The organism is Paraburkholderia sp. BR10923, assembly GCF_040948765.1.
GTDB classification, from domain to species: Bacteria; Pseudomonadota; Gammaproteobacteria; order Burkholderiales; family Burkholderiaceae; genus Paraburkholderia; species Paraburkholderia youngii.
The window spans coordinates 13,155-25,628 of record NZ_JBFPKO010000036.1; the positions used below are offsets into that span (position 1 = coordinate 13,155).

Genomic DNA, 12,474 nt, shown 5'->3' on the forward strand with positions numbered 1-12,474 from the left:
GCGCGCTCAATCGCTCAGTGCATCGCGATGATCGCGCGGGCCTTTCGCCGACGCGTAATATCGCTGCAACGCGTCGGTCGAGCGCGCGCCCAGCGTGCGGACCTGGACGAGCCAGTCGGTTTCCACCGGCCACTCACCGCCGATCACGCGTGGATAGATCTGTCGTGCGTACCGATGCAGTGCCTTCGCGCCGATGTTGCCGCTTACGCCAAGCAGCGCATGTAAGCTCGCGTGCGTCGCCTTGATATCGACAGCCGCGCTGTTTGCCGCGAGCCGCGCGACGAGCGAGCGGATCTGTTCGATGCCGTTCAGGAACGATTCGTCGAGCAGATCGAGCGAGACCAGTTCTTCCAGGTGCGGTTCGTCGAGCAGGCTTTCTTCAGCGATAGGGGTGGCCGCGTGCGCGCTCGCAGTGGGGGCCAATGCCACCGGCGTCGCCGCAAAATCCGTTTGCGCGCTTTCGCCCGCGGTTTCCGCAATCCGTTGTGAAGATGGAGAGTCCGCACCCAACTCGCCGCGTGTGCCGAACTGCCGTGCGAGACATGCGTACAGCGAGCCCGCTTGCACCGGCTTGATCAACACCTCGTTCATCCCGGCGGCAAGGCAGGCCTGCACCGCTGCGGGATCGGTGTGACTGGTCAGCGCGATGACAGGCAGCGTCGCGTAGGCATCGGTGCGCGCGCGAATCGACTTCGTCGTCTCGATGCCGTTCATGCCCGGCATGTTGACGTCCATCAGGATCGCGTCGATGAAGCCGTCTTCGTGCAGGTTGGTCAGCACCGCCTGACCGTGGTCGGCCTCGATTACGCTCGCGCCGCAGCGCTCCAGATAAGCCTTTGCGACGAGCCGGCTGTAGGTGTCGTCGTCGGCAATCACGAAGGTTCTGCCGGCGAAGCCGTCGGGCAGCTCGCCCGGCTGATGCCGCACGCCGTTGTCGAACAGGGCCTGCACCGCGGTGATCAGCTCCTGCACACTCGACGTCTTGCCGATGATCTCGTCCATGCCGGCGCGCCGCGCGCGCAGCCGCACCGCGTTGCCCGGTTCGGCGGTGTAGGCGGCGATCAGCACGTTGCGGTTCGGGCAGTCCCGGTCGGCCCGGATGCGCTCGGTCGTCGCATAGCCGTCCAGATCGGGCATGCTGATGTCCATCAGCACGAGGTCGTAGAGCGGCGCGCGCCGCAGCGTGGCGAGCGCAAGCTCGCCGCCCGACGCCTCGCTGACATAGGCGCCTGCCTTCGTCAACACGCGGCGGGTGCGGGCGCGCAGCGTAGCGTCGTCGTCGACGACGAGCACGCGCTTGCCCTTGAACGCCGGCATCGCGCGTTCGAACAGGCGCCGCTCGTGCTCGGCGACCTCGTCGGCCGCCACCGGCGGAAAGCGCAGCGTGAATGCGGTGAACTTGCCGAGTTCCGATTCGCAGTCGATGCTGCCGCCGAACGCGCGCATCGCGCGCTGGCAGTACGCGAGCCCGAGCCCGGTGCCGCCCGAGTTGCCGGCCGTGCGAAACGGCTCGAACAGATGCTGCAGGATCTCCGCCGCGATGCCGGGGCCGGTGTCGCGCACGATCACCGAGTTGCTATCGACGGTCAATGTCAGCGTCGCCTGCGGATACGCGACGATGTGATGCAGCGCGTTCTTGATCAGGTTGAACAGCGTGAACAGATAGACCGTCTCGTCGACCTTGAACACGAAGTCGCGGTTGACGACGACGCTCACCTTCGCGCGTTCCTTGTCGTTGTCGAAGCCGTATTCGGCGAGCGCCTTGCGCGTGGTCGCGCCGGCATGCAGGTAGCTGAGGCTATCCGGGCGGATCGATTTCGCGGCGACTTCGTCGAGCGTCATCGCGATGATGCGCAGGCCGCGCTCGATCGACAATTGGCCCTGCGCGAGATGGTTGTACATCAGTGAGGCCGTGCCGTCGGTGAGCGTCGGCGCCGCGCCCGCCTTGTTCGCCGAGGGCAATGCTTCCTCGACGCGGTCGAGCACGTGCCGCAACTGGCTCAGCGGATTGCGCATCTCGTGCGCGATGGAACCCGCGAGCGCCTGCAACGCGCGGTTCTTTTCGACGAAGATGCGTCCCTTGCTGATCGCGTGGCTGAACGCCATGCTGCACAGCACGACCACCGGCAGCAGCGCGAGATTGGACTTGTCGTCGGCGCTGAGAACGATCGGCGTCGGCGAGCTCAACACGCCGGCAAGGCCGCCGGAAAACACGCCGATACCGATGCACGTTATCAGCAGCAGCGGGTTGTCGATACACAGCGCCAGAATGAAGATCATCATGACCTCGGTCATCATCCACATCGTGGAGAAGCCGTTTCTGACGGTCAGGAACGTGCAGACGAACGGCAGCACGTAAATCAGGCAGCAATGCCAGTAGATCAGCAGAGCGGGGTTGTAGCGCCTCGGCCAGCGCGCCTGGAACAGCAGCGGGACGCAGACGGCCGCCGCGCTGAGCCGCAGCAGCAGGTTGTCGTAAGGCTGCGGAAGGAGGTAGGTCCAGACGATGTAATAGATGGGGTGACACAGGAGGCCGAGTGCGCCTCCCCATCGAATCGCGAACCTGCTTCTTTCCAGCATATCCCGCATGCTTTCGCGCGGTCTCGCCATCAGGCCTCCGAGTTCATCAGGAACCCATCATTTCATGCGTATTGAATTGCTGTGCTTCGACGCCTTCGGCGAGCGAATCGCCGTTCTTGCCGTGAAACGGTCCGACCGAAAAGCCGTACCTCTTCAGAAGACCATGAGTATAAGAGACCGACCACACGGGCGGGCTACCGATGATGAAATCGGATGCGATGCCTTCTTGCCACGCGGAATAACCTTCGGCAAAGCAGGTATAGCAGTCGCGGGTGGACGGCAGCCTGAACGGGAAAGCGGTGTCGAGTTCAGCGGGCCCACGCGCGAAACATTCAATATAGAGCGTATGACCGCGAGAAGCGAGTTCCGCTTCGACGCTGGCCGCGCGCGGATGCGAATCGTCGATCCAGAATTGCGCGCGTTTGAGATCCGCGGCGCTCAGGTAGGGCACGCTCGTGCTGCTCGCGAGGATCGCGCCGTCGAAGTCAGGGAGCGGCGTGTCCGGGCTGAACGTATGCACCGAGACTTTCGATTTGCCGAGCAGGTCCGACGCGAGCAACTCGTTCGCCTGATCGGTCAGCAGGTTGATCTTGTCCGGCAGATCGATCAGCACCAGTTCCTTCGGCGCATCCTTGTACAGCAGATACTTCGCGACCGTCGTGCCGAGCCGGCCGGCCGCGCCGAACAGCGCGAGCTTCGTGTTGCCGAATTCGAGGCTGAGCTGTTCGCAGCAATGCATCGCCCAGTCCTTCAGCATCGCCGCGGTCGCCGCGTGGCCGGTCGTGATGTGAGGCGGCTTGACCGGCCGGGGCAGCGCCCCGTAGTTGCATGCGTACGGCGTCGACGCGCCCATCGCGACCATGTTCAAGCCCGCCTTTCTGGCGAGCTCCAGCGCCGGAAAGAATTGCGTCGCCCGAAAGCGCTTGATGCCGCGCGGGCTGCCGAGCCACATTTCGAGCGGCACCGGGCAGGCGATATTCGCGCCGATCACCTGCGAGCCCGAATAGATCGGCGATGCGATGAAAGGCTTGGTCTTCCACAACTCTTCTTCGAACGACTCGCTGCGTTCGCGAACGTTGTGAAAAGAAAATGAAAGGGTCTCCCAATCGGTCGCGTGAAACAGAAAGCCGACTCCCCCCTGACGGGCCGGCAGGCTATCGCGGATCTGTTCCGGGTGAATTTCGTGCTTGAGCGCAAGCGGTGCACTATTCCGATGCAAAAGAAGTCCGGTTGGCTCGTTTGAAACGGTCGACAGGTCTTTAAGGAGAGCGGTCTTCATTGGTTTTTCCTTGGTTCTGATTAGACGCTGGAAAAGTCAGCGCGCGGCGTGGCCAGCCGGTTGGACCGGCGACCCTTCAACTCTAGAGAAATCCGCACCGATACGCCCGTCTGTTCGTGCACACAGCATTCACGAGCGGTTCAAGACGGGTTGCCCGCCGGGTGGGAATCGGCTCTGGGCAATCTTTTGAAAGAATTACGGCAGAACTTTCGATGTATTACGGCACGTCGTGCGCCGTCCTCGAATGGCAAAAGGACCGCTCGGCGGCCCTTTGCTTGCATTTCCGGCGAATACCTGATTAGCGTGTGATGCTATAGCCGATTCGCGCAATCCAGCGATGCTGGTTGTAGTCGAGAATGTCCTCGCCATAACCGCTAAAGAAGCCGAGCCATACGTAACCGCTGTCCTCGCGGTAAAAGAACAATGCCGGCATGTAACTCATGTCGCGCAAAGGCGCCGAGTACATCTGGCCCGGCGCCTACAGAGGACAACGTCATGCGTCAGCGCGACACGGCGAAGCCAATGCGCGCGGCCCAGCGGTGCTGGTTGTAAGAGAGAAGATCTTCCGCGTAGCCGTTGAAATAGTTTAGAAACAGATACCCGCCCCATGCACTGCCGAACATCTTGGCAAGCGGGTAGGTAAATTGTACGTCGACGCTTCCATAGGTCGATTTCGTGCCCTTTCTCAACGTGGTCGCGAGCTGCCAGCCATCCGGGCTGCCGTATTTGACGAGCAGGTCGACATAGCCGCGATAGTTGGCGATATCCGAATTCGTGTCCTGTTTGTGCGTGTAGGCGTAGATTTTCGGCTCGATGGTCAGGTGGTTGGCGTTGAGGTCGCCAAAATCCCAGATCGGCTTGATGTAGACATAGTCAATGCCACGCGACCCGGGACCGGCGGTTCCGTTCGACTCGTGCTCGTAGCCCGACTCGATGCCCATCCGGGTGAACCAGCTGGTCCTCCACCCGGTGTCCTCCAGGTAGTAGAAAAGAGCGGGCATGTAGCTCGTATCGTAGAACGGGTTCATATGCCCGCGGATATCCCACAGAGAAGTCTGCGTGTAGGCGAAGTAAAGGTTGTCGAGAAAACCGCGTGAACGCGGATCATCGGGCAGTACGAAGCGGAATTTGAAGCTGACCTGGAATTTGGCGAGACCGCTTTCCGACGAGTCCCAGCCGTCGGCGAAGTAGGTGGGCTGGTAGAACGAAAATCGCCCTACGAGAAAGGTGCCGAGGTCCGGCACCAAGGAATTCGAGGGCTTCACGGTCGAAGGCGGCACTTGCGCGGCGATCGACTCGTTGCCGGGCATCGGCCCTTCGGCTGGCGCGATCACGACCGGTGCGGATGCGGACGCAACCGCCGCCGCAGACGCGGGCGTCGCTGTTGCGGCGCTGGCCGTCGCCGCGTTGCGAGGCATGCGAGTGAGCAGGACCACCGAAGGTGATACGTCGACGCCAGGCACGTCGATGCGAAGCGCACCGCGCGCCCAATCGGGCCATGGCGCGCTATAGCTGACCGCCTTCATCTCGCCGGCCGCTAGCCGGACATGCTCGGGTGCGCCGGATGCGCGGGTGAGCAGTACGGCCCTTGGCAGGGCCTCGCCGTTGGTCAGCGTGACGCTCAAGGTGCGAGGCACGTCGACCGACGTGCCGGAGGGTGCGTCGCCGGTGTAGACGATCGTCACGACAAGCGGTTCGTCGGACCTCGCTTCGCGCGGCGGACGCAATATGGAAACCCCGGCGACGCTATACGCAGAGTAGCTGCCGAGCACCAGCGCACTGATGCAAACCGATAGGCTGGGGAGCAGTTTGGAAAATGAGCCGGAAAGCGGACTCGACGACAATCGGAAAACGCGCGAGCGATGGCTGCGAACGCCAGACTGGCGGTTTTTCTTCACGCGAGACATCAATCGATTCCGCACGCGGAGCTCCTATTGGTCTACGAGTTCAGGTCGCAATGAGACGATAGCGTCAAAGCATGCAGTTGGATAGAAAATCAGGGTCCGCGTTTTGATTGCGGAAACTGCCATCCACGCCGGTTCCCGCTATCCGTTTTTTCGCTCATTCTGCCAGTGCTATTAGGAATGGCGCGAGTGGAAAAAGACCTGCCGCGCTATCGATGCGAATAGCGACGGGAACAGCGTCGGAACAGCGTCGGAACAACGTCGGAATAGCGTCGTGTCGTTGCATTTTCGCAACGGAGCTTTAAATGTTAAATCGCGGGTGATTCGCGCCTTGATATATCCGTTGGGCGCGCCGCAGTTTTCGCTCATGACAATTGCGTGGCGATTCGCGATTCGATTGCCCGGCAAATCGTTGCCCAATCAATGCGACAGTTGAAAGCCCGCTTCAATAGGCGAATTTCCGGTATTGCTCCGGCGCGCCCGTCTTGTCGAGTTCGCTCACGCGCGGCATATGGCGCAGTAGTCGCTTCGCGCGTGAGGTCAATTGCGCATAGACGGCTTCGGGTACGTCGATGCGGACTTCCGGTCGGAAATACCAGCTGCGGCTATAGCCGATCACGACCATCGGACGCGGCAGGTCGGTCCGGTTCGGCGTGCCGCGATGGAGCGCGCGCACGTCGCGAATCATCACGTCGCCGAGTTCCATCGTGATCGCATGCAACGGCAGGCGGCCGTCGCGCCACGCGTTCAGCGCGTCGTCGGAGCGCATCCGATGCGTGCCGAGCGTCGTTTCGAATGGGCCGTTCTCGAGCGTGACGTCACACAACGGAAAGTTGACCGCGAGCTGGAACGACGGGGTTTCCGCTTCGCCTTCGAACAGCGCGGGTGTGTCGCGATGAATCTCCTGATACGTCGAGCCGTTCAACGGCGTGTCGGTGGCCAGCTGGCACATCACGGGATCGTCGCCGGCCACGCGCTCGACGATGCCGAGCACGTCCGGATCACAGAAGATCGACTGATCGGCGAAGACCCCCGTGAACGGCAGCGTGACGTAGTGCCGGTTTTCGCCGCGCACGGCGGTCGCCCGCGCGGCAATCTGCTGTTGCAGCAATGGCGCGAACGCGTCGCGCCATGCGAGCAGCGTCGCTTTCGGGAAGTGCTGGCGCAGAACGACCATGCCGTCGCGTTCGAACGTCGCTGCGCAATCATCGAGTTGTTCAGTCGAAAAGCGGCCCACGGTTGTCTCCTTTGTCGAGTCGTTGAGTCGGGGCTTGCCTAGGTAGCCTGCATGTGACGCTCATTCCATCGGCGAGACCAGCAGCGACACCGGCACGCCGTGACAATCGACTTCCGCGAGGACCGTCGCGCCGAGTTCTTCGCCCAAGCTGGTGCGCGCGTCGATCGGAGTTCCATTGCGGTCGATGCGCAGAATGTTCAGCGGCCACGACGGCCGCGTCAGCCTCTCGTGCGCAAACGCGCCGACCCACAGCGGCGCCGCGGCGGTGCCGTTGCCGACCGCGTAGGCGCTCGGCCAGAAACGAAGCACATAACGTTCCTCGCGCGATTCGCCCGGCCGCATGAAGATCAGCGACGACGGCACGCCATTGTTCAGCTTCGGCAGCACCGGCAGCGACACCGCCGCGACGTCGGGCGAAGCGAGCGACAGCAGGCTGTGCGCGGACACGTCGGTGCCCTCGATCCAGCCCCGCGCGCGCAGTAGCTCGCGGATCGAAGCGGGTTCGGAGACCCATTGCAGCGTCAGCGGCTCCTTGCGATCGCCGCCCATGTCGGAGCGATAGCACGGCAGCCGCTGCCACTCGGAGTGTTTCCACTGCGCCTGCGTGAACTGCACGGGTGGTGGTTGCGGCGCGGTGTTCGGCGGCGCCGGCATGGCGACGCCGAGCTGCAGCCCGACGCTGAGCACGACCACCGCGAGCACCACGAGCGGCATGAAACGGCGCGGCGGCGGCGGCCGCGGATGCCGCCAGATCGCCGTCAGCGCGATCAGCGCGACCCACACATAGGCGAGCGCCGCGCCGCCGATCGCGTCGGACACCCAGTAGCGGCCGAAGTACACGCCCGCGAGCGCGACCACGATCACGACGATGATGCTCGCTCCGGCAACCAGCACGCCTTCGAGCTTGTCGACCCGACGAGCGAGCAGAAACGCGAGAAAGCCGTAGACGATCACCGTCGCGGCGACGTGATTGCTCGGAAACACGAAGTGGCCTGTCATCAACTCATTGGGCGGCGCGCGGCGCATCGCGAGTTGCAGGCCGAGAATCAGCAGCTGCGAAAACACGACCGCGGCGAGCCAGTAGGTGATCGTGCGCCAGCGCCGCTCCCATACCATCCACAGCGCAACCGTGACGACCAGCGCGAGCAGCGTGATGCCGCTGCCGAGCGTCCCGAGCGCCGCGAGTACCGTGTCGCCCCACGGCGTGCGCACCGATTGCAGGAAGTGATAGACGGACAGATCGATGGTCGTCAACGGATCGCCGCTGACGACGTCTTCAAGGACCCCGAAGAAAAGCGCGCCGGCCACCAGCACGATCAGCGATGTCGCGAGCAGATGGGTCGCATCGGGCGTGTCGGGGTCGAGCATGCGGCGCGCGATGCGGCCGAGCGGACCCGGATGTCGACATGCCCAGCTGCCGAGACGACGGCCCGCCGCGCTCGACCACGCGTTCGCGTGCGATACGAGGAACCCCGCGCCGCGAAAGCTGAGCCACACGATGCACACCAGCATCGCGATGATCACGACGAGCCGGAACGACACCGCGCCCGCGAGCAGCACCGATGCGCCTAACACGACACCGGGCAGGATGTGCGCGGGCGCCCACAACAGCGCGGACAGCACGTTGATCGCGAGGAAGCGCAGCGGCCGCATGCCCATCATGCCCGCGACGACCGGCACGATCGCCCGCAATGGGCCGATGAAGCGGGCGAGCACGACGCTCTTCGCGCCATGCTTCAGAAAGAAGCGCTGGCCCGCGTCGAGTACGCCGGGGTGTGCGCGGAACGGCCACAGGGTGACGATGCGCTCCTTGTAGCGATCGCCGAGCCAGAAGCTGGCGCCGTCGCCGGCGACCGCGCCGACGATCGCCCACACGAAGACCCAGGCAAGACTCAGCGAGCCGGTGCCGGTCAGCGCGCCGGCGAGGAACATCGCGGTGCTGCCGGGAACGAAGGTGCCGATGACCGCGATGGATTCGAAAAATGCGGCGAGAAACACGACCGCGAGCATCCACGTCGAGTGGCCGGCGAGCAGATGCAAAAGGTGGCTGTAGGCGTGCTCCATCGTGCGCGATCGGCGGTTCTCGGGCGTGACGATCGATCATAACGCGCACGGGCAAACGGTGGGCGCGGGCGGGGGCGGCGCTTCTGCAGCGGTCGGGCGATCGGCTCAGAATAGATATCGTGGCTCGGCGGATCGATGCGCTTGGGGGAGCTATGAAGACAGCAACCGGTGGGATCGTATGGTCGGCGTTGCTCGTGACGCTGTTGACGGTGGGGGGCGCGGGGACGGTCGAGGCTCAGCAACTGGGCAATCCTGGCGGCAGCCAAGCCGGGACTCGTGCGGGCACCGGCGCGGGCACCAGCGCGGACAGCGGCAATGCGGCTGCCGGCGGCGCAATGGGCATCGGTACCGGCGTCAGTCCGAGTGCGATGCCGGGGCCGGGCATGTCGGCGGGTGGCTCGTATGGGCTCGGCGCCGGTGGCGCGACCGGCTCGGGCGGCGCGCTCAACAACATGCGCGCGAACGGCACGGCGCTCTACATGAGTCCCGACCCGCGCGCGCCGAACGTGACCGGCCGCGCGGCGCCGCCGCGCTAGGGCGGCGGATAGAATGCAGTTCCGATCCGACCACAGGGGAAGGGAATGGCACACGGTGAGCACAAGTATCGCGTATCGGTGCAATGGACCGGCAACCGCGGCAGCGGCACCTCCGGCTACCGCGACTACGGCCGCGACCACGTGATTTCTTCCAGCGGCAAGCCCGACATTCCGGGCTCGTCGGACCCGGCGTTTCTCGGCGACGCGACGCGCTGGAATCCCGAGGACCTGCTGGTCGCGTCGGCGAGCGCGTGTCACAAGCTTTGGTACCTGCATCTGTGCTCGGACGCGGGCATCGTAGTGCTCGACTATCGCGACGACGCCGAAGGCACGATGCTCGATTCCGGTCACGAAGGCCGCTTTTCGCAGATCGTGCTGCGCCCGCGCGTGACGATCCGCGCGGGCGGCGACGTCGAGCAGGCCATGCATCTGCATCACGTCGCGCATCAGAAGTGCTACATCGCGAACTCGGTCAACTTTCCGATTCTCTGCGAGGCGGTCGTGGAGACGGATGTGCGTTGAGGCGCGGGCGGCGGCGCCAGGCATGCGAGCCGGCGGGCGAGCAGGGCGCCGGCCAGCCACTCGTTCATGCTCAACGATTGCCGTCGAGCAGATCGCCGAGCAGTTCGTCGAACGCGGCTTGCGCGTCTTCGAGTTCCTGCAGCGCGGCGTCGAAAGTCTGCAACGCAAATTGCGAGGGTTTGCCGCTGCCTGCGGGCGGGAATTGCGATTGCAGCGACGCGAACGCCGTCTGCACACGCTTGGTGGCGGTCAACACGCGTTCCATTGCGGCGGTTTCTTCGGCTCGCGCCTTGTCGTGATCCATGAGAACTCCGGGGTCGTCGGGTTGCGTCGGGGCGGCTCGCGCCGCTCCTAAAGGGGACTAAAGGGGTGACTATGCCACGTTCGCGTTCAGGACAGCGGCAGACCGCCAAACGCTTTCACTTCGCGCAACGACAAGGCCGATTCCACCGACGTCACGCCCGGCAGGCTGCGCAGTTCATCACGCATGAAGGTGCCGTAGTCGTCGAGGTCGCGCGCGACGATCTGCAGGATGTAGTCGGCGCTGCCCGACACGTTGTGGCACGACAGGATACGCGGGATGGCCTGCACCTCGCGCTCGAAGCGCGTCGACACCACGCGGTCGTGTACCGCGAAGCGCACCAGCACGAATGCGACCACGCCCAGACCGAGCCCGGCGCGCGACAGCACCGCCCGGTAACGGTCGATGTAACCATCGTTCTCCAGACGTTTCAGACGCCGCGCGCACGGCGTTTCGCTGAGGCCGACCATGTCGGCGAGACGCGCAATCGACATGCGGCCGTCGTTTTGCAGCGCGGCGAGAATCGCGCGGTCGGTTTTGTCGAGATCGTCGGCGGACATAATCGGAAGGTGCTTGCTGCGGGTTGGGGGAAGACACCACTAGATTTTGAAATCTTAGCGTATTCCGCTATTTTCTGATTGGTGTGTGCCGAAAATCGCCAGCAAACGCTCCGCTTCCGATAGCAAGATGGAGTCTCGAACAACAAGGAGGCTCCGATGATTTCCGCTCACCTGCTGGCCGTCTACGTGGCGGCATTGATCGTCGTTTATGCGGTGCCCGGGCCGGACATGGCGCTGATCCTGCAAACCAGCATCGCGCGCGGCGTGCGCAGCGGCTTCGCTGCCGCCGCGGGGCTCGGCGTGTCGCGCGCGACGCACGTGACACTATCGGCGTGCGGCATGGCGGCGCTGCTGCGCAACGCGCCGTGGCTGTACGACGCGGTGCGTTATGCCGGCGCGGTCTATCTCGCGTGGATCGGGATTCAGATTTTCCGCTCGCCCGGATTCGCATTGCCCGCCGGTGCACGCAACAGGCAAGCGGCCGGCGCGTCGCGTGTGGAATCCACTCCTTCGAGTGATGCAGATAGAGGCGCGCGGCCGTTGCGGACCGCGTTCGTCAAAGGTCTGCTGACGAATCTGCTCAACCCGAAGGCGCTACTGTTCTGCTCGGTGCTGTTGCCGCAATTCGTGCGGCCGGAAGCGGGGCCGGTGGCGTGGCAGATGATCGAACTCGGTGTCGTGCTGCTCGCGATCGGCGCATGCTTCGACGCGTTGTATGCGATCGGCGCCGCCCGCATCGCCAACTGGATGCGCGCCCATCCTTTGGCGCAAACGCTGCAACGTTGGACGTTTTCGGCTGCGTTGATCGGCTTCGCGCTGCGGCTTTCGCTGGATTGACACTCGAGGCCGGCATGAGACTGCGCGAACGGGGCGCCGCGATCGACGACCCGCCCGCTCCCATTACTGCTGCATCCCGCCCAGATAGTCGAGCTTACCGAGCTCGACACCGTTATGACGCAGGATGTCGTACGCGGTCGTCACGTGGAAAAAGAAGTTCGGCAGCACGAAACCGAACAGATACGACGCTCCCGTGAACTCGATCGGCCCCGGCCGCAATTTCAGCGTGATCGTGCGGCTCTCCGAGCCGTCGATCTGCGCCTCGTTGAATTCCTTCAGGTAATCGATCGTCTTCTGGATACGGGCCCGCAGCTCATCGAAAGTCTGCTCGACGTCCTCGAACTTCGGCGGCTCGACGCCGGCGAGGCGCGCCGCGCAACCCTTGGCGGTATCGCTCGCGATATACACCTGGCGCACGAGCGGCAGCATGTCCGGCGCGAGCCGGGCATTGGTGAACACCGACGGTTCGATCTGCTTCGCGGCGGCATGCGCCTCGGCCTTGCCGAGGATGGCCTGGAGGTTGGTGAGGCCGCGAATCAGCACAGGCAGTGATGCTTGATACATCGAAATTGACATGGGTTCCTCTGATTTCTCGATCGTGCGCGCGGGCGGCGCGCGCGGCACTGAAACGGCGGGAATGCCGCTCCAGCATCA

12 protein-coding genes are annotated in these 12,474 nt (G+C 64.0%); 3 read left to right on the forward strand and 9 right to left on the reverse strand.

Features of this window, described 5'->3' with window-relative positions; translation table 11 throughout:
* Positions 1 to 6 precede the first annotated feature (6 nt).
* The 6 genes from AB3X94_RS36765 to AB3X94_RS36790 form a co-directional block, all read right to left on the reverse strand.
* Entirely contained in the window at positions 7 to 2,610 is a 2,604-nt protein-coding gene (locus AB3X94_RS36765; protein ID WP_368614072.1) for a response regulator, read from the reverse strand.
* Between the two features lie 16 nt (positions 2,611 to 2,626).
* On the reverse strand, positions 2,627 to 3,859 hold the full coding sequence (locus tag AB3X94_RS36770; protein ID WP_368614073.1) for a hypothetical protein: 1,233 nt from the start codon (positions 3,857 to 3,859) through the stop codon (positions 2,627 to 2,629).
* Positions 3,860 to 4,157: 298 nt separating this feature from the next.
* Complete coding sequence (locus AB3X94_RS36775; protein WP_176104960.1) at positions 4,158 to 4,325, reverse strand: hypothetical protein; 168 nt, start codon at positions 4,323 to 4,325, stop codon at positions 4,158 to 4,160.
* A 34-nt stretch (positions 4,326 to 4,359) separates the two neighbouring features.
* Positions 4,360 to 5,544, reverse strand: coding sequence for a phospholipase A (locus AB3X94_RS36780; RefSeq protein WP_368614074.1), 1,185 nt, complete (start codon positions 5,542 to 5,544; stop codon positions 4,360 to 4,362).
* Between the two features lie 664 nt (positions 5,545 to 6,208).
* On the reverse strand, positions 6,209 to 7,000 hold the full coding sequence (locus tag AB3X94_RS36785; protein WP_368614075.1) for a phytanoyl-CoA dioxygenase family protein: 792 nt from the start codon (positions 6,998 to 7,000) through the stop codon (positions 6,209 to 6,211).
* A gap of 60 nt (positions 7,001 to 7,060) precedes the next feature.
* On the reverse strand, positions 7,061 to 9,064 hold the full coding sequence (locus AB3X94_RS36790; protein WP_368614076.1) for a VTT domain-containing protein: 2,004 nt from the start codon (positions 9,062 to 9,064) through the stop codon (positions 7,061 to 7,063).
* A gap of 152 nt (positions 9,065 to 9,216) precedes the next feature.
* On the opposite strand from AB3X94_RS36790, the gene AB3X94_RS36795 reads away from it, so the two are divergent.
* On the forward strand, positions 9,217 to 9,600 hold the full coding sequence (locus AB3X94_RS36795; protein ID WP_368614077.1) for a hypothetical protein: 384 nt from the start codon (positions 9,217 to 9,219) through the stop codon (positions 9,598 to 9,600).
* 45 nt (positions 9,601 to 9,645) lie between these two features.
* Positions 9,646 to 10,122, forward strand: coding sequence for an OsmC family protein (locus AB3X94_RS36800; RefSeq protein ID WP_176105628.1), 477 nt, complete (start codon positions 9,646 to 9,648; stop codon positions 10,120 to 10,122).
* A gap of 70 nt (positions 10,123 to 10,192) precedes the next feature.
* On the opposite strand, the gene AB3X94_RS36805 is transcribed toward AB3X94_RS36800, so the two are convergent.
* Complete coding sequence (locus tag AB3X94_RS36805) at positions 10,193 to 10,426, reverse strand: hypothetical protein (RefSeq protein WP_013091435.1); 234 nt, start codon at positions 10,424 to 10,426, stop codon at positions 10,193 to 10,195.
* A gap of 86 nt (positions 10,427 to 10,512) precedes the next feature.
* Positions 10,513 to 10,983 (reverse strand): Lrp/AsnC family transcriptional regulator, encoded by a 471-nt coding sequence (locus AB3X94_RS36810; protein WP_176105629.1) that lies wholly within the window; start codon positions 10,981 to 10,983, stop codon positions 10,513 to 10,515.
* 156 nt (positions 10,984 to 11,139) lie between these two features.
* On the opposite strand from AB3X94_RS36810, the gene AB3X94_RS36815 reads away from it, so the two are divergent.
* Entirely contained in the window at positions 11,140 to 11,820 is a 681-nt protein-coding gene (locus tag AB3X94_RS36815; protein ID WP_176105630.1) for a LysE family translocator, read from the forward strand.
* Between the two features lie 63 nt (positions 11,821 to 11,883).
* Here the strand turns inward: AB3X94_RS36815 and AB3X94_RS36820 are convergent, their stop codons facing one another.
* Entirely contained in the window at positions 11,884 to 12,396 is a 513-nt protein-coding gene (locus AB3X94_RS36820) for a DUF1993 family protein (RefSeq protein WP_176126064.1), read from the reverse strand.
* Positions 12,397 to 12,474 lie beyond the last annotated feature (78 nt).